At 37.7% G+C, this 24677-nt stretch carries 25 protein-coding genes and 1 tRNA gene; 24 read left to right on the forward strand and 2 right to left on the reverse strand.

Going from position 1 to position 24677, the window contains the following annotated elements; translation table 11 throughout:
* The first annotated feature begins 66 nt into the window (after nucleotides 1-66).
* From veg to mfd, 11 genes are all read left to right on the forward strand, one after another.
* Nucleotides 67-333, forward strand: coding sequence for a biofilm formation stimulator Veg (gene veg, locus GGQ92_RS13675; RefSeq protein WP_184250090.1), 267 nt, complete (start codon nucleotides 67-69; stop codon nucleotides 331-333).
* Between the two features lie 253 nt (nucleotides 334-586).
* Complete coding sequence (locus GGQ92_RS13680; RefSeq protein WP_184250093.1) at nucleotides 587-766, forward strand: small, acid-soluble spore protein, alpha/beta type; 180 nt, start codon at nucleotides 587-589, stop codon at nucleotides 764-766.
* Nucleotides 767-857: 91 nt separating this feature from the next.
* The gene (ispE, locus tag GGQ92_RS13685) at nucleotides 858-1724 is read left to right on the forward strand and encodes a 4-(cytidine 5'-diphospho)-2-C-methyl-D-erythritol kinase (protein WP_184250096.1); all 867 of its coding nucleotides are present in this window, start codon (nucleotides 858-860) and stop codon (nucleotides 1722-1724) included.
* Nucleotides 1725-1778: 54 nt separating this feature from the next.
* A complete protein-coding gene (gene purR / locus GGQ92_RS13690; protein ID WP_184250099.1) occupies nucleotides 1779-2594 on the forward strand; it encodes a pur operon repressor in 816 nt (271 codons plus the stop codon).
* Between the two features lie 118 nt (nucleotides 2595-2712).
* On the forward strand, nucleotides 2713-3003 hold the full coding sequence (spoVG, locus tag GGQ92_RS13695; protein WP_184250102.1) for a septation regulator SpoVG: 291 nt from the start codon (nucleotides 2713-2715) through the stop codon (nucleotides 3001-3003).
* Nucleotides 3004-3311: 308 nt separating this feature from the next.
* The gene (gene glmU, locus GGQ92_RS13700) at nucleotides 3312-4679 is read left to right on the forward strand and encodes a bifunctional UDP-N-acetylglucosamine diphosphorylase/glucosamine-1-phosphate N-acetyltransferase GlmU (RefSeq protein WP_184250105.1); all 1368 of its coding nucleotides are present in this window, start codon (nucleotides 3312-3314) and stop codon (nucleotides 4677-4679) included.
* A gap of 21 nt (nucleotides 4680-4700) precedes the next feature.
* Nucleotides 4701-5648, forward strand: a complete 948-nt coding sequence (locus GGQ92_RS13705; protein ID WP_184250107.1) for a ribose-phosphate diphosphokinase — start codon at nucleotides 4701-4703, stop codon at nucleotides 5646-5648.
* Between the two features lie 79 nt (nucleotides 5649-5727).
* Nucleotides 5728-6351: a 50S ribosomal protein L25/general stress protein Ctc gene (locus GGQ92_RS13710; protein WP_184250110.1), complete on the forward strand. Its 624-nt coding sequence runs from the start codon at nucleotides 5728-5730 to the stop codon at nucleotides 6349-6351.
* Between the two features lie 117 nt (nucleotides 6352-6468).
* A complete protein-coding gene (gene pth / locus GGQ92_RS13715; RefSeq protein ID WP_184250113.1) occupies nucleotides 6469-7026 on the forward strand; it encodes an aminoacyl-tRNA hydrolase in 558 nt (185 codons plus the stop codon).
* Nucleotides 7027-7112: 86 nt separating this feature from the next.
* The gene (locus tag GGQ92_RS13720; RefSeq protein ID WP_184250116.1) at nucleotides 7113-7343 is read left to right on the forward strand and encodes an anti-sigma-F factor Fin; all 231 of its coding nucleotides are present in this window, start codon (nucleotides 7113-7115) and stop codon (nucleotides 7341-7343) included.
* Nucleotides 7344-7713: 370 nt separating this feature from the next.
* The gene (gene mfd / locus GGQ92_RS13725) at nucleotides 7714-11247 is read left to right on the forward strand and encodes a transcription-repair coupling factor (RefSeq protein WP_184250119.1); all 3534 of its coding nucleotides are present in this window, start codon (nucleotides 7714-7716) and stop codon (nucleotides 11245-11247) included.
* 59 nt (nucleotides 11248-11306) lie between these two features.
* Here the strand turns inward: mfd and GGQ92_RS13730 are convergent, their stop codons facing one another.
* Nucleotides 11307-11525, reverse strand: coding sequence for a hypothetical protein (locus tag GGQ92_RS13730; RefSeq protein WP_184250122.1), 219 nt, complete (start codon nucleotides 11523-11525; stop codon nucleotides 11307-11309).
* 237 nt (nucleotides 11526-11762) lie between these two features.
* Here GGQ92_RS13730 and spoVT point away from each other — a divergent pair, with 237 nt between their 5' ends.
* The 8 genes from spoVT (at nucleotide 11763) to GGQ92_RS13770 (ending at nucleotide 17640) form a co-directional block, all read left to right on the forward strand.
* Nucleotides 11763-12299: a stage V sporulation protein T gene (gene spoVT, locus GGQ92_RS13735; protein WP_184250125.1), complete on the forward strand. Its 537-nt coding sequence runs from the start codon at nucleotides 11763-11765 to the stop codon at nucleotides 12297-12299.
* A gap of 229 nt (nucleotides 12300-12528) precedes the next feature.
* A complete protein-coding gene (locus tag GGQ92_RS13740; RefSeq protein WP_184250128.1) occupies nucleotides 12529-14082 on the forward strand; it encodes a polysaccharide biosynthesis protein in 1554 nt (517 codons plus the stop codon).
* A gap of 1 nt (nucleotide 14083) precedes the next feature.
* Complete coding sequence (gene yabN / locus GGQ92_RS13745) at nucleotides 14084-15553, forward strand: bifunctional methyltransferase/pyrophosphohydrolase YabN (RefSeq protein WP_184250130.1); 1470 nt, start codon at nucleotides 14084-14086, stop codon at nucleotides 15551-15553.
* A 14-nt stretch (nucleotides 15554-15567) separates the two neighbouring features.
* Nucleotides 15568-15828, forward strand: a complete 261-nt coding sequence (locus tag GGQ92_RS13750) for an RNA-binding S4 domain-containing protein (protein WP_184250132.1) — start codon at nucleotides 15568-15570, stop codon at nucleotides 15826-15828.
* A 65-nt stretch (nucleotides 15829-15893) separates the two neighbouring features.
* Nucleotides 15894-16193, forward strand: coding sequence for a sporulation protein YabP (gene yabP, locus GGQ92_RS13755; RefSeq protein WP_184250135.1), 300 nt, complete (start codon nucleotides 15894-15896; stop codon nucleotides 16191-16193).
* Nucleotides 16190-16747, forward strand: a complete 558-nt coding sequence (gene yabQ, locus GGQ92_RS13760; protein WP_184250138.1) for a spore cortex biosynthesis protein YabQ — start codon at nucleotides 16190-16192, stop codon at nucleotides 16745-16747. Before yabP ends, yabQ begins: the two co-directional genes overlap by 4 nt.
* A gap of 22 nt (nucleotides 16748-16769) precedes the next feature.
* On the forward strand, nucleotides 16770-17147 hold the full coding sequence (locus tag GGQ92_RS13765; RefSeq protein WP_184250141.1) for a septum formation initiator family protein: 378 nt from the start codon (nucleotides 16770-16772) through the stop codon (nucleotides 17145-17147).
* Nucleotides 17148-17223: 76 nt separating this feature from the next.
* Nucleotides 17224-17640, forward strand: coding sequence for a S1 domain-containing RNA-binding protein (locus GGQ92_RS13770; protein WP_184250144.1), 417 nt, complete (start codon nucleotides 17224-17226; stop codon nucleotides 17638-17640).
* A 254-nt stretch (nucleotides 17641-17894) separates the two neighbouring features.
* Here the strand turns inward: GGQ92_RS13770 and GGQ92_RS13775 are convergent.
* Nucleotides 17895-17968: transfer RNA gene (locus GGQ92_RS13775), tRNA-Met, on the reverse strand.
* A 311-nt stretch (nucleotides 17969-18279) separates the two neighbouring features.
* Here GGQ92_RS13775 and spoIIE point away from each other — a divergent pair.
* The 5 genes from spoIIE to hpt all read left to right on the forward strand — a co-directional run bounded on the left by spoIIE (nucleotide 18280) and on the right by hpt (nucleotide 24621).
* Nucleotides 18280-20736 carry a stage II sporulation protein E gene (gene spoIIE, locus GGQ92_RS13780; protein WP_184250147.1) on the forward strand — a complete coding sequence of 819 codons (2457 nt, stop codon included), beginning with the start codon at nucleotides 18280-18282 and terminating at the stop codon, nucleotides 20734-20736.
* A gap of 142 nt (nucleotides 20737-20878) precedes the next feature.
* Entirely contained in the window at nucleotides 20879-21619 is a 741-nt protein-coding gene (locus tag GGQ92_RS13785; RefSeq protein WP_184250150.1) for a VWA domain-containing protein, read from the forward strand.
* Nucleotides 21585-22538 (forward strand): serine/threonine protein kinase, encoded by a 954-nt coding sequence (locus GGQ92_RS13790; protein ID WP_184250153.1) that lies wholly within the window; start codon nucleotides 21585-21587, stop codon nucleotides 22536-22538. The genes GGQ92_RS13785 and GGQ92_RS13790 overlap by 35 nt, the downstream gene beginning before the upstream one ends.
* A gap of 126 nt (nucleotides 22539-22664) precedes the next feature.
* Entirely contained in the window at nucleotides 22665-24056 is a 1392-nt protein-coding gene (tilS, locus tag GGQ92_RS13795) for a tRNA lysidine(34) synthetase TilS (RefSeq protein WP_184250156.1), read from the forward strand.
* Between the two features lie 19 nt (nucleotides 24057-24075).
* Nucleotides 24076-24621: a hypoxanthine phosphoribosyltransferase gene (gene hpt, locus GGQ92_RS13800; RefSeq protein WP_184250159.1), complete on the forward strand. Its 546-nt coding sequence runs from the start codon at nucleotides 24076-24078 to the stop codon at nucleotides 24619-24621.
* The last annotated feature ends 56 nt before the right edge of the window (nucleotides 24622-24677 follow it).

Here is a 24677-nt window from a genome sequence, read left to right on the forward strand (position 1 = left end):
ATATAATATTTTTATTTGACTTTTGGACAAGGGTGTAGTATGATACATATAGTGAGGTGGAATCCATTGGCAAAAACTCTTGTTGAAATCAAACAAGGTCTAGAAGAGTACCTTGGAAAAAGAATTCGAGTGAAAGCGAACGGTGGACGTAAAAAGACAATCGAACGGTATGGCACGTTATCAGAAACGTATCCATCAGTATTCATTGTAGAATTAGATCAGGAAGAAAATGCATTCGAACGAGTTTCCTACAGTTACGCAGATGTTCTTACGGAAACAGTCGAACTTAGTTTACTTGAGGACGGAGAAGCAGTAACAGTAACAGAGCAATAAATGCTCTTACTGTTACTGTTTTTTTTGAGAGAAAAGAAAGTATAAAATCCTGCTTACATTTGTCTAACTCTGCGCTTTTCTTATATGTTAAAGCGTAGAAGCCTACTAAGGCGATTACCTGCGCTAAACAATTCGGTTCTGGGCGATTTACAAAATTAACCGAACAGAATTTTTCTATTCGCAGTATGAAGGAGATAAAATAACATATACTATTCTTGTCGCACCCAATGCGACGGAAAGGAAGTATCTTCAGGTGGGCAGAAGACGTGGAATCATGTCAGAACGTTTCAAAGAAGAACTTGCTAAAGAATTGGGATTTTATGATAAGGTACAGCAAAATGGCTGGGGTGAAATAACAGCCAGGGAAGCTGGGAGTATGGTAAAACGGGCAGTAGAAATGGCTCAAGAGAGTTTAGCGAGGGACAAGTCCTAATAAGGGCTTTGTCCCTTTCTTACTTTTATGGTATCTTTACATAGAGAAAAAGAACACACGGACAAGATAACAGAGTAGGTGAGTAGAATAAATGCATGTTTCGGAAAAAGCACCCGCAAAAATAAATTTAACGTTAGACGTACTCTATAAGCGCCAGGATAACTATCATGAAATCGAAATGGTGATGACCACCGTTGATTTAGCGGACCGTTTAGAATTCACCCTTACGAATGATAATAAAATTCGAGTGGATTCAGAGAATCGCTTCGTACCCAACGATGAAAGAAATTTAGCTTTTCGAGCTGCTAAGTTGTTAAAAGATCGTTTTCATGTACAACACGGAGCAAGAATAAAAATAGAAAAGCATATCCCTGTAGCTGCAGGGCTTGCAGGAGGTAGTAGTGATGCGGCTGCTACATTGAGGGGATTAAATCGCTTATGGAATCTCAATTTGTCTCTAGAGGAATTAGCCAATCTAGGTTCAGAAATAGGATCAGATGTATCCTTTTGTGTATATAGCTCCACTGCAGTTGCTAGAGGTAGAGGGGAAAAGATAGAGAAACTACCTGCTCCACCTTCTTGTTGGGTAGTTTTAGCTAAACCACAACAAGGTGTTTCCACACAGTCCGTTTATGAATCATTATCATTAGACAATATTGTACATCCTGATACGAATGGAATGATAGAGGCGCTCCACTCAGGAGATTATTGGGGGATCTGTAAACGAGTTAAAAATGTATTAGAAGCTGTAACGTTGCCAAAACAACCAGAAGCGAATCAAATCAAAGAACAGATGATACATTCAGGAGCAGATGCGGTCCTTATGAGCGGTAGTGGCCCAACAATCTTTGGCTTGGTTCAACAAGAAACCCGAGCCATAAGAATTTATAATAGCTTGCGTGGTTTTTGTGAGGATGTTTATGTTGTACGTATGCTAGGTACAGAATCCCTTGATTAAATCCGTATAAAATGATATATTTACACAAAAATATTCGGATTTTGAGGTGTAGTAATGAAAAGAAGTGACCGGTTAGTTGCAATGACAAGCTTTTTAATAGAACACCCGATGGAGTTAATCTCCTTACCCCATTTCTCTGACAAGTATGGAGCTGCAAAGTCATCCATTAGCGAAGATTTAGCTATAATTCATAGAATGTTCGAGCAGAATGGAACAGGCTACCTACAATCTATATCAGGGGCTGCAGGTGGAGTTAAATTTATCCCGCAGACCAATGACACATATAGTAGCAAATTTATAGACCACTTGTGTAAAGAATTAGAAGACCCTAGTCGCATTCTTCCAGGTGGCTATTTGTTTATGAGTGATGTATTAGGAAATCCAGCAACAGTACGTAATATTGGACGATTATTTGCATCGAAATTCGCAGATCTTGAAATAGACTCTATTATTACAGTAGCAACAAAGGGTATTCCATTGGCCTACGGGGTTGCATCATTCTTAAATGTCCCTGTTATTATCGTTCGACGTGATCCAAAGGTAACAGAAGGCTCCACAGTAAGTATCAATTATGTGTCAGGTTCCTCTAAGAAAATTCAAACTATGGTATTGTCAAAGCGTAGTATAAAAGAAGGAGAAAATGTCTGCATTATTGATGATTTTATGAAGGCTGGTGGAACGATAAATGGAATGAAGAGTCTGTTAGAGGAATTCCAAGCCAATGTAAAAGCTATCGGAGTCCTTGCAGAAGCGGAGGATGAAGAAGAAGATCGAGTTGTAGACCAATATGTTTCTTTATTACAAATAAAAAATGTGGACGCCGCAAATGGGAAAATAGAAGTAGTAAAAGGGAATTATTTCAACGATTAAACAGAAAAATTTAAAAAAAGATAAAAATTTCTAAAAATAAGCAGGATATTTTAAATGGATGTAGAACTTATTAAGTATAAAGAGTTATTTTTATTACAAAAAAGGTGGTGAAACATAAATGGAAGTTACTGATGTGAGATTACGCCGCGTGAACACCGATGGTAGAATGCGAGCAATCGCGTCCATCACTTTGGATGATGAATTTGTTGTACACGATATTCGTGTGATTGATGGGAATAATGGCATGTTTGTAGCAATGCCATCTAAACGTACACCGGATGGGGAATTTAGAGATATTGCACACCCGATTAATTCTGGTACAAGATCTAAAATCCAAGACGCAGTACTTGCTGAGTACGAACGTGTTGGAAGTGAAGAAACCGAATATGAAGAAGCTGGTGCTTCTTAAAAACCTAATCGAAAAGATTAGGTTTTTTCTTTTGATTGAATGTTGAAAGTTTGTGTAACTTCCCCCTACATAGTAATCCTTCCCTAGATATATTCGTCCATAACTAGCATGTTAAAGCATTTTCAATGTAGAATAGACTATATCTATGAATTGAAAAACATGGCATTTTCATATATATTCAATAATGGGATATTGTTGGACACAACAATAAGTATAATGTTTAGCAAAATTATCTTACAATTAAAACGATTCGCGTATATTTTATAGGTACGTAAATCATGATAATAAAGGAAGCGGAGGGTTCTACTATGTCCAATCGATTTGCGGTCGTACTTGCAGCAGGAAAAGGAACAAGAATGCGATCTAAAATACATAAAATGCTTCATCCTGTGCTAGGAAAATCAATGGTACAGCATGTTGTCGATCAAATAAAGCAGCTTGAACTTAGTCAAATTATTACTGTTGTCGGTTTCGGAGCAGAGCAAGTACAACAGGAATTAGGTGAGCAATCACAATTTGTTTTACAGAAAGAACAGCTAGGTACTGGCCATGCAGTGCAACAAGCTGCGGAATTTCTGGAAGGAAAAAAGGGTACGACAATTGTTGTTTGTGGGGATACGCCACTGCTTAAGGCTGAAACACTACAAGCACTTATTTCACATCATGAGAAAGAAAATGCGGCGGTAACGATCTTAACTGCATTGGCAGCTGATGCAACAGGATATGGTAGAATTGTTCGAAATGCAAATAAAGAAGTAGAAAAAATTGTCGAGCATAAAGATGCAAATGAAGATGAGTTGAGAATTCAAGAAATCAATACTGGTACATATTGTTTTGATAACGAATGGCTATTTCAAGCATTAAAAAATGTATCAAATGACAACGCACAAGGTGAATATTATTTACCAGATGTGATTGAAATTACGAAACAAGAGAATAAAAAAGTTACTGCTTTTCAAACAGATGACTTTTCTGAAACTATTGGCGTAAATGACCGTGTTGCTTTATCAGAGGCAGAAGCCCTAATGAAAAAGCGTATCAATATAGAGCATATGCGAAATGGAGTAACGATTATCGATCCACAGAACACGTATATTGGTGTTGATGTTACAATAGGTACAGACGTAGTCATAGAGCCGGGTTGTATCATCAATGGTAACACGACAATCGAAGAAGGAGCGCATATAGGACCGAATTCTGAGATTACTCATTGCCACATAGGAAAAGACTCTGTGGTACGTCAAAGTGTTGCTTCTGAAAGTCATATTGGCGAACGAGTCCAAATTGGTCCATTTGCACATATTCGCCCATCCGCAGAGATCGGTAATGATGTTAAAATAGGTAACTTTGTTGAAATTAAAAAGTCTAAGATAGATAATAAGAGTAAGGTGTCTCATTTAAGTTATATTGGAGACGCGGAAATTGGTAGCGGAGTGAATGTCGGTTGTGGAACAATTACTGTTAACTATGACGGGAAGAATAAATTTAAAACAGTAATTGAGGATGATGCTTTTATCGGCTGTAACTCCAATCTTATTGCCCCTGTAGTAGTAGGTAAAGGATCATTTGTTGCGGCAGGATCAACGATTCATGAGGACGTTCCTAGTAATGCCCTGTCTATTGGCCGAGCAAAGCAAGTCAACAAAGAAAACTATGCAGAAAAATACAAGAAGTAATCAAATGGAGGTATTCAGAACATGTCCTACAAGGATTCCAAATTAAAAGTCTTTACACTTAATTCGAATCCGGAGCTAGCTAAGGAGATTGCGGCCAACATTGGAGTTGAATTAGGAAAAAGCTCGGTTACCAAATTTAGTGATGGGGAAATACAAATTAATATTGAGGAAAGTATCCGTGGCTGTGACGTATATGTTATCCAGTCAACCTGTGAACCAGGAAACCAACATTTAATGGAATTACTTATCATGATTGATGCGTTAAAGCGGGCTTCAGCTCGATCCATCAATGTAGTCATGCCATACTATGGTTATGCGAGACAAGATCGAAAAGCTCGAGCGCGTGAACCAATCACCGCAAAATTAATATCTGATTTGCTACAAACTGCTGGTTCTACAAGAGTGATCACATTAGACTTACATGCTCCACAAATTCAAGGTTTCTTCGATATACCTGTTGATCAATTGGTTGGTGTTCCAATTCTCTCCAAGTATTGGAAGGAGAAGAACTTGGACGATGTGGTAGTAGTTTCTCCAGATCATGGAGGGGTAACAAGAGCAAGAAATTTAGCGGATCGTCTAAAAGCACCTATTGCAATAATAGATAAGCGTAGACCACGTCCGAATGTTGCTGAGGTAATGAATATCGTAGGTAATATTGAAGGAAGAACTGCGATTTTAATAGACGATATTATTGATACTGCTGGAACGATTACACTCGGTGCGAATGCTTTAATTGAAAATGGAGCGAAAGAAGTTTATGCTTGTTGTACACACCCCGTGTTGTCAGGCCCAGCAATGGAAAGAATTCAGAATTCTAAAATTAAAGAATTGGTTGTTACAAATAGCATCCCGTTGCAAGAAGAAAAGAAAATCGACAAAGTTGTTCAGCTATCTGTCGCGCCATTAATTAGCGAGGCGATTATCCGCGTTCATGAACGCCAGTCTGTTAGTGTTTTATTTGATTAAGTAAGTACATCACGTTTAGCATCATGTTCAAGAGGGAAATATAGTATATAAAATATTTTTTATCGGAGGATGATGGATTGTGTCTATAGCATTAGAGGTTCAGGCAAGAGAGGACTTACAAAAATCACAAACGAAATTATTAAGAAGTAAAGGGGAAATTCCTGCTGTTTTATACGGCTATAATATAGAGCCCATTACTATAGCGGTGAACGAAATAGAACTTATAAAAACCGTTCGTGACGAAGGCCGAAATGCGATTATATCTTTAAATATAGATGGTGAATCTTACAATGTCATGTTGCACGAATACCAAATAGATCCTATTAGAGGAGATTTGATTCATGCAGACTTTTTAGCAGTTGACATGTCGGAAGAATTAGAAGTAAATGTTTCTATTGTTCTAGAAGGAGACGCTATTGGCGTAAAAGAAGGTGGAGTATTACAGCAACCACTTTATGAACTACTCGTTCGTGCAAAGCCAAATGAAATTCCTGAACAAATTAATGTGGATGTTTCTAACCTAAATATCGGTGAAAGTATCCTAGTTTCTGATATAAAAGCAGCTAGTAACTATGAAATAGTAGAAGAAGAAACGACAGCTATCGCTACGATACTAGTTCCAGACGAAGTATCTGACGAGCCAGCAGAAGATAGTGAAACTGCAGAGCCAGAAGTAATTAATGAGAAAAAAGAAGAAGCGTAAGCCGCTCGATAAATGATCTATTATAGTTGAATATACTAAACAAGACGCAACAGGTTATGTTGCGTCTTCTGTCATGAATATGGAACGAAAATGAAATGTAAAGGAAGTTGCGGACTTATGAAAGTTATTGCTGGGCTTGGAAATCCAGGGAAGAAATATGCGAACACAAGACATAATATAGGATTCCTAGTGATAGATGAATTACTAAGTAGAAATGGTTGGTCATTATCTAAGCGAAAATTTAATGGTCTTTACACAGAAGAATTAGTTCATTATGAAAAAATGATTATTGTTCAACCACAAACGTTTATGAACCTATCTGGTGAATGTATTCGACCACTTATGGACTTCTATCAATTAGAGCCTTCAGATATAGCTATTGTATATGATGACCTCGATCTTCCCCTTGGTAAAGTAAAATTACGACAAACAGGTGGTCATGGTGGCCATAATGGTATTCGTTCATTAATTAGCCATCTGGATACGAAGCAGTTTAATCGAATTAGAATAGGTATAGGTAGACCAGATACACAGATGCCCGTTATTGATTATGTGCTAGGGAAATTCTCTAAAGAGGAAAGAAAGCTGATAGATCCAGCCATCCAAAAAGCTGCAGATGCGATCGAAGAATGGGCAAGTAATTCTTTTGACCATGTTATGAACAAATACAATTGATGTAGGGCTTCTCTCTAAAAGTGTATAAATCCGTGTTGGAACGGGAATACTTTTCAAATGAAGGAATACACTGGAGGAAGAGAAGAATGAACCTATTTTATGAATGCAAACATTGTAAAACAGAGCTGGGAAGAATTCAATCCGATTCAATTGACTTAGATAAGTTAGGCTGGCATTATATGACAGAAGATGAACGGCAGAATATACTATTAGCAGGTTCAAATGAGCCGGTGAAAATTACGTCTATTTGTGAGACATGTCAAACTTTACTAGAAGAACATCCAGATTACTTTGCTAGTAATCATATTATTCATTAATACTAAGTTGTTATAGAAGGTAGAGCTTTGGGTTATCAATCCAAAGCATTTTTCTACGTGGATAAAAAGGTATAAGCTATCATAAAACTTGTATCGTTTAATGTGATTGGGAGTTTATCAAGCTAGTAGTAGATTACCAATTCGATGAAGTGAAAGTTTAGGGAACGATTTAGGTGATTCCCTAAGAACGTAGCTAAATTAATTAGAAGATAAAAGATGATAAAATTTGAAAATTATCTAGCTCTAGCGCCTACCGCCTCAAGGTCTTAAGTCATGCGGTTCTGTGGCTAAGATTGCCGCATCAAGCCTTACTTACGCTTGTCGGGGGTGAACAAGGCGCCTGCGCTTTTCTTAATATAGGGGGAAGGAAATGCAAGCATTAAAAGAATATTTGCGTAAGAGTGACGATATTCAATCCGTCATGGAAGGCATCGGTTCCGGAATTACCGAACAGCTTGTTGCTGGATTATCCGGATCAGCAAGAGCGATGCTTGCTTCACTCTTAAACGAAACAGTAAGGAAGAAGACGATTATCGTAACGCATCAATTGTCTCAAGCTCAACTATTGTACGATGACCTTGTGGAATTTCATCTTGAAAATGAGGTTTTTCTATACCCAGTAAATGAACTTCTTTCCTCAGAGCTTGCGTTTGCTAGTCCAGAGCTAATGAGTCAGCGTATCGATGCATTGCTCAATTGGATACAAAGTGAAGCAGGTATTCTTATTGCTCCTGTAGCAGCACTGAAAAGAATGTTACCACCTCAAGCTTATTGGGAAGAGTATGAAAAATTTATCCAACATGGTGACATAATAGAAATCGATCAATTTATATCCTTGCTAGTAGAGATGGGTTATGAACGTATGGAGATGACCACTGCTCCAGGTGAATTTAGTATTCGTGGTGGAATTATTGACATTTATCCGATAACTGAAGCGAATCCAATCCGGATTGAATTATTTGATGATGAAGTTGATTCTATTCGATACTTTGACGGTGAGACACAGCGTTCCTTAGAAGAATTACAAAAAGTGGCTATAAGACCAGCTACAGAATGGTTAGTAAAGGAAAGTGATTTAGCTGCAGCTGCTCAGCGACTAGAAAATTCGATTAAAGAAAGCTTAAAGAGGATTAAGAAAAAAGAAGATAAGCAATTATTGTTAGAAAGTCTACAACCAGATATCGAAAGATTACAACAATGCGAGCGCTTCCAGGAAATGAGGAAGTATGTACAGTTTTTATATGACCAACCAGCTAGTTTGATGGACTATCTCCCGCCAGATGGTCTAATCATTATGGATGAATTAAGCAGAATACAAGAAACGGCACAGCATTTAGATGAAGAGGAACAGGAATGGCTGAAAGATCAGTTGGAACGTAATAGCGCAACAAATAACCTTTCACTATCTTTTGATTGGCACAGTGTATGGCAAAAAATGAACGTTCCAAAAGTTTATTTATCTGTCTTTTTACGCCATGTACCTAACACAAACCCAGCGAACATTGTGAATGTATCCTGCCGTGCCATGCAACAATTCCATGGTCAAATGCATTTGCTTCAGAACGAAATGAAACGGTGGAAAAAAGCAAATTATTCTGTATTAATCATGGCACCAGATAAAAAGAGAAGTGAAAAGATTCAATCCGTGTTAAATGATTACGATATGGAAGCAGTGGTTACTGATCAATTACCTGCTCTTCCATTTAAAACACCGTCCATTATTACAAGTAATGTGTCCGGTGGCTTTGAGATGCCCCTGCATCGTATCGCTGTTATTACCGAAAGCGAACTATTTAAACAACGTACACCACGTCGCAAACGAAAGCAGAAAATATCCAATGCTGAACGAATAAAAAGCTATCAAGAGTTACAGGTTGGTGACTATGTTGTACATGCTAATCACGGGATTGGCCGATATATTGGGATAGAAACCGTGGCTATTAACGGTTTACACAAGGATTTCATGCTGATTAAGTATTCAGGGGACGATAAGCTATTTGTACCGATTGATCAGATTGACCTTGTCCAAAAGTATGTAGGTTCAGAAGGAAAGGAACCTAAATTATACCGACTTGGCGGTAGTGATTGGAAAAAGGTTAAGAGTAAAGTTCAGTCTAAAGTGGAGGATATTGCAGATGACTTAATGAAGTTATATGCAGACAGAGAAGCGTCGAGAGGCTATGCCTTTTCAGAAGACTTAGAAATACAGCGTGAATTTGAAGCAGCGTTTCCATATCAAGAAACCGATGACCAGTTAAGATGCTTACAAGAAATAAAGGAAGATATGGAAAGTACGAAGCCAATGGATCGATTGCTATGTGGTGACGTAGGTTACGGGAAGACCGAAGTAGCGATTCGAGCTGCTTTTAAAGCGATAGCGGATGGAAAACAGGTAGCATTTCTGGTACCAACGACTATTTTGGCACAACAACACTATGAAACCGTCATAGAGAGGTTCCAAGACTATCCGATTGAAGTAGGAGTGTTAAGTCGTTTCCGCACGAAAAAGCAGCAAACAGAGACATTAAAGGGATTAAAGAATGGTACGGTTGATATTGTAATCGGAACACACCGATTATTATCAAAAGACGTGGAATATCGCGACTTAGGTTTATTAATAGTAGACGAAGAGCAACGTTTTGGGGTGAAACATAAAGAAAAAATTAAAAAGCTGAAAACAAATGTAGACGTACTTACATTAACAGCAACACCTATTCCACGAACGTTGCACATGTCGATGTTAGGAGTACGGGATTTATCTGTCATTGAAACACCGCCTGAGAATCGTTTTCCTATTCAGACATATGTCATGGAGTATAGTCCTGCTTTAGTGCGAGAAGCAATCCAAAGGGAAATGTCTCGAAATGGTCAGGTTTTCTTCCTCTATAATCGAGTAGAATCGATAGAAAGAATTGCTCAAGACATTCAAGCGTTGGTGGAAGATGCACGAGTAATGGTAGCACACGGCCAAATGAACGAAGCAGAACTAGAAAATGTGATGATAGCCTTCTTAGAAGGAGAAGCCGATGTGCTAGTTAGTACGACGATCATTGAAACAGGTGTTGATATCCCTAATGTAAATACGTTAATTGTATACGATGCGGATCGAATGGGATTAAGCCAGCTTTATCAGTTGAGAGGAAGAGTAGGACGATCGAATCGTGTTGCCTACGCTTACTTCACGTATCAAAAAGATAAAATACTATCTGAAGTATCGGAGAAAAGGCTTCAAGCGATCAAAGAATTTACAGAGTTAGGCTCCGGCTTCAAAATTGCAATGCGTGACCTATCGATTAGAGGAGCGGGAAATCTGTTAGGTGCAGAACAACATGGCTTCATTGATTCTGTTGGTTTTGATATGTATTCGCAGATGCTAAAAGAAGCAGTAGATGCTAGAAAGCAGGGTAAAAAGGTAGAAGACATTCAACCATTCGAGGTTAATTTAGATTTGAAGATAGATGCCTATATACCAGATGATTATTTAAAAGACGAGAAACAAAAAATAGAAATATATAAGAGATTTCGTGGCTTAGATAGTCAAGAAGATGTACATGATTTACGAGATGAGTTAATCGACCGCTTTGGTGAATATCCAACAGAGGTAGAAAATCTTTTCCAAGTTTCAGTATTAAAAATGATTGCGAAGAGAGAACGTATTGAAACAGTGACGGAAAGAAAGGCAAGAATCGATTTAGTTATAGAAGAGGAAAGAACGAAAGAAATAGATGGAGCTAAATTGTTTGATTTAGCGAACCAATATGGCCGCATGCTGCAAGTGAGCGCAGAAGGAGATAAGTTAAAAGTATCCTTCCGATTAAACAAAGAGCAAGAAAAAAGGCGTTACGAGATTTTGGAGGAATTTTTAGAGTCATTACAGAAAATGGGCCGTATGGAAATGGTATAACCTCTTTTTAAATGCACAATACCGAACTGGATTAATCTCTAGTTCGGTATTTTCTATTGTTATGATTTACTTTTTCTTAAATATCGGGCAATTAACTCACTTGAAAAAAAGACCAATAATCCTGCTAAAAGTAGTGTAAGATAACTGATGTTTAGTTGAATGTTGAATAACTCCAATGTACTTAGGCTAAGTAAAGCAATTCCCCAAAAGAAAAAAACGGTAAATAGTGCAGTATGAATACTCTCTTTATCATGATTTTTATCTTCCTTAAAAAACAAAGTGATTTCCTCCATTTTCTAATCTTTAACTCCATTTTAAAGCAAGTTAGGCATTTTTCAATACGGTTCTTTATCGTTAAGTAAATTTGCCATGAGAGGAAAACTTAACAGTTAGGACGCTATTTTGGGAAAAGAGGTATAGTTTCCAGCCATATTTATCATACTAACTGTACAGCACAAGAGTTGAGAGGAAATGAACATCATGGTTTTTATATTTAGAAAGAGAGGTTTTTACAGATGAAAGCAACAGGAATAGTAAGACGAATTGATGACCTAGGAAGAGTAGTAATTCCAAAGGAAATTAGAAGAACACTTAGAATTCGTGAAGGGGATCCATTAGAAATATTTGTAGATCGAGATGGTGAGGTTATTCTCAAGAAGTATTCACCAATGACTGAATTAAGTGATTTTTCATCTGAGTATGCAGAAGCTTTATATGATTCCTTAGGGGTATCTGTACTTATTAGCGATCGAGATGAGTTTATAGCTATAGCAGGAGAATCAAAAAAAGAGTTCCTAGGGAAAAATATCTCTAGTTATATTGATAAACTAATGGATGAGCGTCAGCCTGTAACTGAAACATCAACGACGACGATTGAGATGGTAGATAACCGAGAAGAAGAATTAGAGGCGTTCCACATACAACCAATTATCGCGGGGGGAGATCCAATAGGCTCGATTATTTTATTGTCCCGTGAGAAGCGAGCGTTTGGTGAAGTAGAGCAAAAGGCTTGCCAAACGGCTTCTACCTTCTTAGCAAAGCAAATGGAGTAGAGTGAAATATTTTAACAAATCATATGAAAAAAACTTTTATCCTGGCGATGCGTTTGCCGGGATTTTACTTTTTATAAGACAGGATAGTATAAAGTTTAGATGGTTTCATGTTCGGCTCCTGCGCATTTCCTAATGTCTAGCTCTGCGCATATGCTATTCGGATAGGTATTCTCTAATATGTCTATGCTATAATGGTTTCGAATCAAAAGAAAAGAGGCTTTCGTAGACATTGAGTACAAATAAAGTATGGAACGGAGTATGGTTACTATTTATTGCCGGGCTACTCGGCAAAGTTATTAGTGCATTTTACCGCGTACCGTTACAAAATTTAACGGGTGATACCGGTTTTTACATATATCAACAAATATATCCGTTATTAGGAACAGCGACGATACTAGCTTTATATGGCTTTCCTTCCGCTATCACCCAATTTTATGCAGAACATCCGAGAGAGCAGCAAAACAGACTACTACATTGGAAAATTCTCACTGTTTTAGTTACGTTCTCTTTTATTATCCTTGGGTTACTTTATTGGTTGAGTCCTGTATTCAGTAATTGGATGAAGGATGAGACATTAACGACCGTTATGAGGCAATCTGTGTGGGTTTTTCTGTTCGTTCCGATTACTGCATTACTTCGAGGGTTGTTTCAAGTAAACGAACGATTTAAATATTTTGCAGGATCACAAGTCATTGAACAGATTGGTAGAGCAACAATTATTATTATTACAGCTACTCTTATTTGGTATGGTGCGTTGAATTTATCCTCTATAGGACTAGGAGCAGCTCTAGGTAGTATGATTGGATTATTGCTAGCGGCATTTTTCTTATTATTAAATCGAAGAGAAATAATAATAGCAAAAGGAAATGATACTACTAGCACCATTACATATAGACAAATTACTTCTTCGATAATTGGTAGTGGACTAATTATTAGCTTGAATCATATGTTACTATTGCTTTTGCAAATGGCGGATGCTTTTACAGTAGTTCCTGGACTACTGAAGATGGGGATAAGCCTTTCGGAAGCAATGGAATTAAAAGGAATAGTAGATAGGGGGCAACCATTGCTTCAGCTTGTGACAATCACAGGTTCCTCCATCGTTATTGCACTAGTTCCATCTCTTACGACGCATCATCTCTTAAAAGAACGAACCAAAACCATTCAAACGATTAAGCGAGCCATTCATTATTGTCTGTATATTTCAATCGGAGCTACCGCTGGTCTAATTGTCCTTATGCCAGAGATTAATGAATTATTATTCCAAGACAGACAAGGAGTTACTCCACTAAGAATGTTATCTCTTTCCTTACTATTTAGCCCAGTCATTATCGTCTTGGCACAAGTGTTGCAAGGATTCGGGTATCGAAAAATGATAGCGATAATATTTTTTGTAGGTCTTTGGTTAAAGGTGATGTTAAATTATTGGCTAACCCCATATCTTGCTACGACGGGAAATGCACTCGCAACCGTCCTAACATTATTTCTTATTGTCATGTGGTTGTTTTATTTAGTATATCGACTTCTTCCCGGGGAGCGACCTATACGCTTCTCTTTAAAATGGGTGAGCGTACTATTTTCTGTTATCATTATGATCACTTTTTTACTTTTGTTAAAGTGGATGGATATCACTGCTTATATTGATAATCGCTTCTTATTGTTTCTCTATGTAATGATAAATGTAGGAATCGGAGCCTTCCTATACGGCTTATCTCTTTATAAATGGAACGTCCTATCTAAGGAAGATATGAAACAAGTAATTGGTAAGGGAAAGGAAAGATAATATGCAGAAACCGTTAATAGAAATCATCGGGCTAGGTGGAGGAGACATTGAACAACTGCCACTTGGAATCTATCGGAAATTACAAAACAAAGAGAGACCGTTATTTGTCCGAACAATGGAGCACCCTGTTTTATATGAGCTTGTTGAGCAAGAAGACATAGAATATCGTTCGTTTGACGCTATCTATGAGAAGCATGATCGCTTTGAAGAGGTATATGAAGAAATCGTACAGACTTTAAAAGAAGAGGCAGCCTTACACCAACATATTCGCTACGCTGTACCTGGCCATCCAATGATTGCTGAAAAAACCGTTCAGCTACTGTTACAAGAAGAGGCGATAGACATTGAGATTGTAGGTGGACAGAGTTTTTTAGATGATTTATTTACAGCTGTGCAGGTCGATCCGATTGAAGGCTTTCAATTAGTAGATGCTACTAGCTTTGATCGCTATGAATTGGAATACAGCCAGCCTATTATCTTCTGCCAAGTATACGATCAAATGATAGCTTCTGAAGTAAAATTAGCTTTATTAGAGGATTTACCAGCTGATTATCGAATATCTATTATACAGGCAGCTGGTAGTAGAGACGAAAACATATTGGAAGTTTCACTAGAAGAACTTGATCGTCAGACATCGCTTAGTAATCTAACTAGTGTATATATACCGAAAGTTCCTTCCGAGCTATTGAATCATCAATTTTATCAACTAAAAGAAATCATTGCTACACTAAGAGGACCAAATGGATGTCCGTGGGATCGTAAACAAACACATGCTTCCTTAAAAAAATATTTAATTGAGGAAACCTATGAAGTGTTAGAAGCGATTGATAGAGAAGATGACGATGCGATTGCAGAGGAACTTGGAGATGTATTATTACAAGTAATGCTACACAGTCAAATTGGGGAGGATAATGGATATTTCTCGATTGACGATGTTATCCGTCACCTTTCAGAAAAAATGATCCGACGTCATCCACATGTTTTTGGAGACGCTGTAGTGAGGGATGAAGAAGAGCTATCTAAAACGTGGGAACAAATAAAGAGACAAGAAAACGCGGAAGAAAAGGCCACTTCCATATTAGATAGCTTAACAGAAGGATTGCCAGCGACTTTGTTAGCAGAGGAAGTGCAGAAAAAAGCAGCGAAGGTAGGGTTTGATTGGAAGGAAATCGAACCGATGATGGAAAAAGTAGCGGAAGAGCTTCAAGAATTTAAAGAAGCTGTAAATCAAGAAAATCATGAGGAAAAAGAAAAGGAATTTGGAGATATACTATTTGCAATGATGAATGTTGCAAGATATTATAAAATTAATCCAGAAACCGCTCTCGTTCGGACCATTCATAAATTTAAGAATCGGTTCCGTTATGTAGAGAAATGTGTTCAACAATCTAAGCAACCATGGGAGAGTTTTACACTCTCTGAATTGGATCAATTCTGGGAAGAAGCAAAAGGACTTGAAATAAAGGAATAAAGAAGGGAAAGTATATGAGACTTGATAAATTTTTGAAAGTTTCCCGATTAATTAAAAGAAGAACATTAGCAAAAGAAGTAGCTGATCAAGGTAGAATTGAAGTAAATGGGAATATTGCGAAGGCCTCTACAAATATTGCAGTCGGTGATCAGTTAAAGATTCAATTTGGTCAAAAGCTTTTGACGATACGAATTGAATCGTTAAGAGAGACAGTGAAGAAGGAAGAGGCAGCAAGCTTGTATTCCATTGAAAAAGAAGAATTTATGAAGGCATAGGGTTCCATTGTTCTAAACTTGTCCTTTTATTCATATATTAGTGATGGATAAAAGGAGGGAACGAAATGAATTACTACGATAAAAAACCAATCGCTGCACCGCAGATGGACCACCATGTAAAAATGACGAATAGGCGCCTTTTAGAGATTGATGGGGTAAAAGAAGTGGATAGTTTTGATAGCGAGGAATTTTTGCTACAAACCGTCATGGGATACCTTGTCATACGCGGAGAAAATTTACAGATGAAGAATTTGGATGTGGAAGCCGGCCATGTGTCGATTAAGGGAAAGATTTATGAGTTTTCCTATTTGGATGAACAGCATGGGGAGAAGGCTAAAGGCTTATTTAGCAAGCTGTTTAAATGACATTATCGACCCAATTTCTTACCATCCTATCCATGGTCGGCACTGGAGTGTTTTTAGGGACAAGCCATGAAACATTACGTCGATTTGAGCGACTATGGTTATCTGTTGGTCTCTTTCGATACACGGTCGAAATTTTATTTTGGTTAACACAAGCTATTATAGCCTATCTTGTGTTATTCTTAGTAAATGAAGGTGTTATTCGTATTTATGTATTGTTAGCCCTACTTTTAGGCTATGCTATGTACCAAAGCTTATTTGCATGGTGGTATAAACGAGTATTAGATAGAGTCATTGATATTGGTTCACGAGTTATTCGTCTGTTGTTAAAGACCGTGCAACTAATCGTAATTAAGCCAATCATAGGGATAGTCTTGTTCGTATGGTTTTGTGTACGAAAAATCGTTCAACTCATTATGTTGGTCATTAGAATACTATTATGGCCGATCATGATGATTATTACATTGTTTTATCGGTTATTACCTAAGCAAGTAAAGCATTTTGTACAGTCCTTTTATCACTTTATACAAAGAATATGGAAGAAGGACGAAACTTAAGGATATTAAGGAGGCAGTAGAGATGGCCAAGCGACGCAATGTAGCACGAATTAATGAAGCTTATATCGAACAACACGATGCACAAGTAAAGAGACAAAAACGACGACGTAAAAAATTATATAGAAGACTTACTCTGTTTGGCATCATTGCGTTTACTGCCCTCTTTTTGTTGGTTGCTTTTCATGTGGACCAACGTACTAGACTTACGGATATGCAGCAAGAGTATGAGCAAAAGACAACAGAGTTAGCGAAATTGGAGAAAGAAGAAAAATTATTAGAAAATGAGATTGAACTTCTTCAAGATGAGGAATATTTATTACAAATTGCCAAAACAGATTACTTCTTCACAGAAGAAGGCGAGATTGTGTTTAAGACTGCAGAAGAAGAGGCATCTTATTGACACCATTTTAGCTGCTTGGCTATAATATATAAGGAAGTATATTTTTTCTATAATTTTAAGGAGGAGCATTTTTTTTATGTCAATTGAAGTAGGCAGCAAGTTGCAGGGTAAGGTAACAGGAATCACTAATTTTGGAGCGTTTGTCGAGTTACCAGGTGGCAAAACAGGTTTGGTTCATATTAGTGAAGTTGCCGATAATTATGTAAAGGACATTAATAATCATTTATCTGTTGGTGATGAGGTAACAGTTAAAGTTCTTAATGTCGAGAATGATGGAAAGATAGGTCTATCGATTAAGAAGGCCAAAGATCAACCAGCTTCATCTTCATCTTCATCTTCTCCACGAAAAGGACAAAGAAATAACCGCGCACCAAGACCGGAATCATTTGAACAAAAAATGAACCGTTTCTTGAAAGATTCTGAAGACCGTTTGGCTTCATTAAAGAAGCATACAGAGTCTAAACGCGGCGGAAGAGGAGCGAGAAGAGGCTAATTAACTTGCTGTCTATTAAGAAAGCAAAGTAAATGTTCGCTTTTGGATTTATTTATAGATCATGGTTGAAGAGCTATCCAATTTCAGTAACTTACTGAATAGTTGGGTAGCTTTTTTTCTATAACATAAGAATAGCTAAATGTAAAAAAGGATTACCGCATTAGAACACGGTAATCCTTTTCTCATTGTCTGGCGCAAGCAGCCTACCCACTCGAGGTCTTACTCTGTGGCAAAAGGTGCTTACGCTTTTTATATAGCGGCGGAGGGAATCGAACCCACGACCTTACGGGTATGAACCGTACGCTCTAGCCAGCTGAGCTACACCGCCAAACTATTATGTGACTTAAACGACACAAGGAATATCATACAATAGCTCGTCTATTCTGTCAATACATTTCTATTATCATGCGTGAATTGGCGATAAATCTTTATATACGAATATTTCCCAACAATTTATGCCAAGTTCTCCTAATAAACATCGGTAATTGTACCGCTTTTTTATCCAGCAAAACGATTAGGTTTAAATTTTATCCTAACCTAGCCAGAATTAGTCGAACTTTTTGGAACGCTTGTCCTCTTGTTTTGACAAAAAATGAAACTCTATTATGTTTTAATAGGTTGCAAGAGGAGATGGTAGAGATGAATACAATGACGGAAAATAAAGCGAAGACAATCCTAGCACAGGAGAACAGCTGGTTGCAGGAATGGAAAAAGAAGCTTCAACAAAAGATATCTTACTATTTAATCGAGAAAGGTGTCCTTTTATGGGTCATTGGCTTTTTGCTAGGTCGCGCAGTGATTATGGATACCTTGTCGCCATTTGTTATGGCATTTGTTGCTTCTATATGGTTCCTCCGTAAGGACAAGACACTAGGTGTGATTATAAGTTCTATTGCTGGCGCCTTAACATTCCCTATCAGCCACAGTGGTTCTATCATGTTAGCGTTATTGCTATTTCTATGTATCTGTATGTTCGTTCATCAATTGCCACAGTTAGAAAAAATACTTCCATTTATAGTTGCTATCTCAGCATCAGTAGCAAAGTTAGCTGTATTCGCTATGACGGTACAAATAACGTACATAGAATGGTTGATTGCGGGAGTAGAAGGAATTCTAGCAAGTATCTTGTTTCTTATTTTTATGCAAAGCATTCCATTATTATCACCAAAAAGATACAAACCCGCATTAAAAAACGAAGAGATTATTTGTTTCATCATTTTAATTGCCTCTATTTTAACAGGGCTCGTTGGAATACAATTTTACGATGCCCAAACCGAACAAGTTTTTGCTAGATACTTCGTATTAATCCTGTCTTATATCGGTGGAGCAGCTATTGGTTCAACAGTAGGTGTTGTCGCAGGTCTTATTTTGAGTCTAGCGAATCTAACCAATATTTATCAAATGAGTTTACTTGCATTTTCAGGTTTGCTAGGTGGCCTATTGAAGGAAGGAAAAAAGCTTACCGTTAGCCTTGGTCTTGTAATAGGGACATTACTTATTAGTTTATATGCAAGTGATATTATGCAAATGACACATGCATTAATCGAAAGTGGTCTTGCCATATTATTATTTTTGGTAACTCCAGATAAATGGATTCGGAATGTAGCAAGATATATTCCTGGTACAGTAGAGCACTCGCGTGAACAGGAGCAGTATTTAAAGAAGGTGCGTGATGTAACCGCTCACCAGGTAGAGCGTTTCTCAAATGTATTCCAGGCGCTATCTAAAAGTTTTCAAATCGACTCAAATGCTATAGATGAGCAAGATATAGAAAGGGATTATTATTTAAGCAATGTGACAGAGAAATCATGTCAGACATGCTTTCTTAAAGAAGCTTGCTGGGTAAAGCAATTTGATACTACGTATGAATTGATGGGTGAAGTGAAGGATGAGTTAGAAGCGAATGGAAAACTAAATCATATATTGCAAAGGAAATTTGAGAATCATTGTATCCAATCGAGCAAGGTTATCGATGTGATGAAGCAAGAACTATCCTTTTTCCAAGCTAATCAACAACTAAAGAAGCAAGTGTTGGAAAGTAGGTTATTTGTTGCAGATCAATTAAAAGGTGTATCGGATGTCATGAATAATTTTGCTAAAGAAATTGTGAAGGAGAAGGAAAACCACGAGCAACAGGAAATTGAAATAATTGCGGCGCTAAGGCATGTCGGAATCGAGCTAGAAAAGCTTGATATTTATAGTTTAGAGCAAGGCAACATCGATATTGAAATGGTCATTCCTTTTGTTCAATATCATGGGGAAGCTGAAAAATTAATTGCTCCTATTTTATCAGATATATTAAGTGAATCGATTGAAGTGGTAACAACAGAAATATCACCAGTTGCTAGAGGTAGTAGTTACTTTGCTTTTGGTTCTGCTAGAAAATATACCGTTTCTTTAGGGGTTGCTCATGCTGCAAAAGGCGGAGGTCTTGTATCTGGTGACAGTTATAAAGCAATGGAGCTAGGTGCAGGGAAATTTGCGCTTGCGATTAGCGATGGGATGGGGAATGGAAAACGTGCCTACCAAGAAAGCAATGAAACGTTACGTTTGCTTCAACAAATTCTTGAATCGGGTTTAAATGAACACGTTGCCATAAAATCCATTAACTCTATTTTATCCTTACGGACGAAAGAAGAGATTTATGCAACATTAGATTTGGCAATGATTGATTTACATGAGGCATCCGTTAAATTTTTGAAAGTCGGCTCTACTCCAAGTTTTATTATGCGAAATAACTTTGTTGAAAAAGTAGAAGCTAGTAATTTACCTATTGGGATCATTCAGGAATTCGATGTGGAGGTCGTTAATGCGCAGCTACAGGAAGGAGATATCCTTGTAATGATGAGTGACGGAATCTTTGAAGGACCAAAGCATATAGGCAATATCGATATGTGGCTGAAACGTAAGATGGTAGAGATACAATCTACGAATCCTCAAGAAATAGCGGATTTATTATTAGAGGAGGTTATTCGTTCCCAATCGGGAGAGATTGAAGATGATATGACGGTACTCGTCGCACAAGTAAAGGAGAATAAACCGGATTGGGCGCCTATACCTGCTTATCGAACCTATGGAGAATCTGAGATCAGTTAATTACTAGTATGGAAGGATGTTTTTTTATGATTCTATTTCGTTCAGGAGATGTTTGAATACTAGTATTTTTATTAGAGAAGTATAATTTTTCCTCCCTATGGCGACAATGGTACCAAATTCAGGTCTTATGGGAGGAATCAATATGAGAACGGGAACGTTGAAGCAAGTTTTACTCATTACAGACGGGTGTTCCAATCAGGGAGAACATCCTGCACATGTCGCCACGATGTTAGCAGAACAAGGAATTACTGTAAATGTTATTGGTATTTTAGAAGATACGCAGAGTGAACAACCAGAAGGCTTAATGGAAGTGGAAGAGATAGCAAGTTCTGGGCAAGGCGTGAGTCAAATTGTTTATCAGCAGGCACTCTCTCAAACGGTACAAACCGTAACAAAGCAAGCAATGACACAAACACTTCAAGGAGTAGTCAACAAGGAATTGAAGCAAATTCTTGGTAATTCCCAATCCATTGAGGAATTGCCACCAGATCAACGTGGTGAAGTAATGGAGGTAGTAGATGAGTTAGGGGAAACGTGTGACTTAGAGGTTCTAGTTTTGGTAGATACAAGTGCTAGTATGACCAATAAGTTACCAACTGTCCAGGAAGCATTAATAGATTTATCTATTAGTATGAATGCACGTATCGGTAGAAATCGGTTCAGCATTTATCAATTTCCAGGGAAACGGAAGCCGATTCATCTATTAGTAGATTGGACCGAACAGCTTTCATCGATTTCCTCTGTTTTCTCAAAAATTGCGACTGGAGGAGTGACACCGACAGGTCCAGCGCTAAAAGAAGCAATGTATCAATTCGGAAAGAAAACACTAAAAAGGAGATTATGGCGGAATGATGACCCAAGCATCGAAGAAGCTGGAAATTAAGTTTCGTAGGGGGCAAATAATTCAAGGGAAATGGCATAAAAAATCCTATCAAATAATCCGAGAATTAGGTAGCGGAGCGGTTGGGACGGTATATTTATGTGTGTCAGATGGTAGAAAGGTAGCGCTAAAGGTAAGCAGCCAAATGAGCTCCATTTCCTCTGAGGTAAATGTATTAAAATCATTTCAGTCGGTTCAAGGTAAACGCCTTGGACCTTCTTTAATAGATGTAGATGACTTCGTTTCAAAAGATGGGCATGCATATCCTTTTTATGTTATGGAATATGTGGAAGGTGTATCGCTACATGAATTTATTCAAAGAAACGGTAAAGAGTGGTTGTTTTCCCTACTAGTCGGGTTAACGAGAGACTTGGAGGAGTTACACCAAAAAGGGTATGTGTTTGGCGATTTAAAGATGGAGAATCTACTTGTTACACGCAACCCTATTCGTCTAAGATGGGTAGACGTGGGAGGTACTACACTTCAAGGAAGAGCGATTAAGGAATATACGGAATTTTATGACCGTGCTTATTGGGAATGTGGGGATCGGAAAGCGGAGCCGCGCTATGATTTATTTGCATTAGCGATGGTTGTGTTACGCATTTTTTATCCTTCAGGGTTTGAAAAGACTAGTTCACCTGCACGATTGTTACACCAAAAAGCAAATACAGCGATAAAAAACGACGCATTACGAAAGCTCGTTTTGTATCTCATCCAAGGAAAAATGAGCACAGCTTCTGAAGTCCGAACTTATTTACTAGACGCTTATCAAAAAAGTCATGACTCAGGCGGGGTAGCTCATACTGGCCAAGTATCGAGGCAACGTCAAAATTCTCAACAAGGAGAAATTTATCCCATTACGGAAGCTAGTATTATCTTTTTTTCTAGTGGATTGTTCTTTGTATGGCTTTTCCTATTATAATTTAGACAACCGTTTTTCATTCATTTCATAACAGATAAAAACAAAGTTTATAGCTATTCTTTATCGAAGGAAAGTGTGCGGAGATATGGTAAAATAAAAGTAAATAAAAAGCTTGAGGTGCAGCGAATGATAGTACACCGTCTAAATGAAAAGGTTTGGCCATTTATAGAGAGGCATCAGTTAATACGCAGCCATTCTAAAGTACTAGTAGCTGTCTCTGGCGGGGCCGATTCTCTTCTCTTACTTCATTATATGGCTTTTTTGTCAGAGAAGTTAGCTCTTAAACTCCATGTTGTAACAGTAGATCATCAGTTGCGAGGTGAAGAATCGAGAAGGGATGCTCTTTTTGTGCAAAGCCTTTGTGCAAAGCTTCAAATCCCATGTACAATTAAACGAGTAAACGTGAAGGATCGAATGCGACAGGAACAAGAAAGCACACAAATAGCAGCAAGGAAACTTCGTTACGAAATTTGGCAGGAGATGATGCAAAAAGATGGCTATCATTATTTAGCGCTTGGTCATCATGGTGATGATCAGTTGGAGACGATGCTCATGCGATTAACGCATTTCGGTAGACCATCCTCCTTTCAAGGTATTCCAGTAAAGCGTCCCTTCTCATCCGGTTCCATTATTCGGCCATTACTTTGTTTAAGTAAAGACGAAATATATCAATTTTGCCATGAATTAGAGATAGTGCCGAGAGAGGATCCTTCTAATCTTTCGATCGATTATGAAAGGAACTTTTTCCGTCATCAAATACTCCCATCTATTAAGGAGAGGAATCAGGTTGCCCACCATCTTGTGCAATCCTTAACAGAGAGACTACAGGAAGATGAGGAATTTTTACAGAATGAAGCGTATAAACTAGTAGAGGCCAGTGTACATAAAAGTACAAAGCCTCGTTCGGTAACATTACATATCCCATCCTTTCAGGAGTATGCGATTGCTTTACAAAGGAGAGCCTTTCATCTAATATTAAACTATCTATACACAACAGCTCCTAATGTTATTACCGTTCAGCATGAGGACGACTTCTTTTCACTTCTCCACCAAACAAAGAGTAATGCTAAGCTCCATTTCCCAAGTGGTTTAGAAGTAAGAAAACATTATGAAAGTGTTACTTTTGCGTTTAGAGACGATGATAAACTTGCTTTATCTAGTAAGAAGATACAGGTACCAGGGGTTACAGAGTTAGATAATGGGGCAAAAATAAAAACAGAGATTGTGACAGATTGTATAGACGAAGCTTCTCATCAAATGCTCATCCCTTTTATAGAAGGAGAGCTCTCGATTAGAGGAAGAAAAGCTGGAGATCGTATGGCGATAAGAGGATTAAATGGTCACCAAAAGCTAAAAGATTTGTTTATAAATGAGAAGATACCCACTTTCAAGCGTGACAATTGGCCATTATTGGTTGATGAAAATGATCAAATCTTATGGGTTATCGGCTTAAGGAAAGCGGATATCAGTACAGGGCAACAAACAGAGCAATATATCTTACTTACATATCAGGAATAGGGAAACAGGAGGCATCATGATGCATAACGAAATAGAGAAGACATTAATTACAGAAGAGGATATTCAACAAAAATGTCAAGAAATTGGAGAGCAATTGAGTAAGGAATATGAGGGGAAATTCCCACTTGCTGTTGGTGTGCTTAAAGGTGCACTCCCTTTTATGTCTGACGTTCTTCGTAAAATGGACATCCATGTAGAAATGGACTTTATGGATGTGTCAAGTTACGGAAACGAAATGCGCTCTTCAGGAGAAGTGAAAATAGTGAAAGACTTAGACACGAAGGTAGAAGGAAGAGACGTCATCATTATTGAGGACATTATTGACAGTGGTCTTACACTAAGTTATTTGGTAGATCTATTTAAATATCGTAAAGCTAATTCCATTAAAATTGTTACATTATTAGATAAGCCTGAAGGTAGAACAGTTGATATTAAAGCGGACATTACAGGTTTTTCTGTTCCAAATGAGTTTGTTGTCGGATATGGGTTAGATTACCAAGAAAAGTTCCGAAACTTACCATATATAGGTGTATTAAAACCTGAAGTTTATGGTGGGGATAATTAGCAAACTCATTGGATATATAATATAAGGAAGTCGATTGTCTTTAGTTGTAATGTTGG

Source organism: Gracilibacillus halotolerans, from assembly GCF_014206945.1.
GTDB classification, from domain to species: Bacteria; Bacillota; Bacilli; order Bacillales; family Amphibacillaceae; genus Gracilibacillus; species Gracilibacillus halotolerans.

Excerpts from the sequence above, each read along its gene's own strand:
- ispE (WP_184250096.1), top strand. The coding sequence starts at position 858 with ATGCATGTTTCGGAAAAAGCACCCGCAAAAATAAATTTAACGTTAGAC.
- purR (WP_184250099.1), top strand. The coding sequence starts at position 1,779 with ATGAAAAGAAGTGACCGGTTAGTTGCAATGACAAGCTTTTTAATAGAA.
- spoVG (WP_184250102.1), top strand. The coding sequence starts at position 2,713 with ATGGAAGTTACTGATGTGAGATTACGCCGCGTGAACACCGATGGTAGA.
- glmU (WP_184250105.1), top strand. The coding sequence starts at position 3,312 with ATGTCCAATCGATTTGCGGTCGTACTTGCAGCAGGAAAAGGAACAAGA.
- GGQ92_RS13705 (WP_184250107.1), top strand. The coding sequence starts at position 4,701 with ATGTCCTACAAGGATTCCAAATTAAAAGTCTTTACACTTAATTCGAAT.
- pth (WP_184250113.1), top strand. The coding sequence starts at position 6,469 with ATGAAAGTTATTGCTGGGCTTGGAAATCCAGGGAAGAAATATGCGAAC.
- GGQ92_RS13720 (WP_184250116.1), top strand. The coding sequence starts at position 7,113 with ATGAACCTATTTTATGAATGCAAACATTGTAAAACAGAGCTGGGAAGA.
- mfd (WP_184250119.1), top strand. The coding sequence starts at position 7,714 with ATGCAAGCATTAAAAGAATATTTGCGTAAGAGTGACGATATTCAATCC.
- spoVT (WP_184250125.1), top strand. The coding sequence starts at position 11,763 with ATGAAAGCAACAGGAATAGTAAGACGAATTGATGACCTAGGAAGAGTA.
- yabN (WP_184250130.1), top strand. The coding sequence starts at position 14,084 with ATGCAGAAACCGTTAATAGAAATCATCGGGCTAGGTGGAGGAGACATT.
- GGQ92_RS13750 (WP_184250132.1), top strand. The coding sequence starts at position 15,568 with ATGAGACTTGATAAATTTTTGAAAGTTTCCCGATTAATTAAAAGAAGA.
- yabP (WP_184250135.1), top strand. The coding sequence starts at position 15,894 with ATGAATTACTACGATAAAAAACCAATCGCTGCACCGCAGATGGACCAC.
- yabQ (WP_184250138.1), top strand. The coding sequence starts at position 16,190 with ATGACATTATCGACCCAATTTCTTACCATCCTATCCATGGTCGGCACT.
- GGQ92_RS13765 (WP_184250141.1), top strand. The coding sequence starts at position 16,770 with ATGGCCAAGCGACGCAATGTAGCACGAATTAATGAAGCTTATATCGAA.
- GGQ92_RS13770 (WP_184250144.1), top strand. The coding sequence starts at position 17,224 with ATGTCAATTGAAGTAGGCAGCAAGTTGCAGGGTAAGGTAACAGGAATC.
- spoIIE (WP_184250147.1), top strand. The coding sequence starts at position 18,280 with ATGAATACAATGACGGAAAATAAAGCGAAGACAATCCTAGCACAGGAG.
- GGQ92_RS13785 (WP_184250150.1), top strand. The coding sequence starts at position 20,879 with ATGAGAACGGGAACGTTGAAGCAAGTTTTACTCATTACAGACGGGTGT.
- GGQ92_RS13790 (WP_184250153.1), top strand. The coding sequence starts at position 21,585 with ATGATGACCCAAGCATCGAAGAAGCTGGAAATTAAGTTTCGTAGGGGG.
- tilS (WP_184250156.1), top strand. The coding sequence starts at position 22,665 with ATGATAGTACACCGTCTAAATGAAAAGGTTTGGCCATTTATAGAGAGG.
- hpt (WP_184250159.1), top strand. The coding sequence starts at position 24,076 with ATGCATAACGAAATAGAGAAGACATTAATTACAGAAGAGGATATTCAA.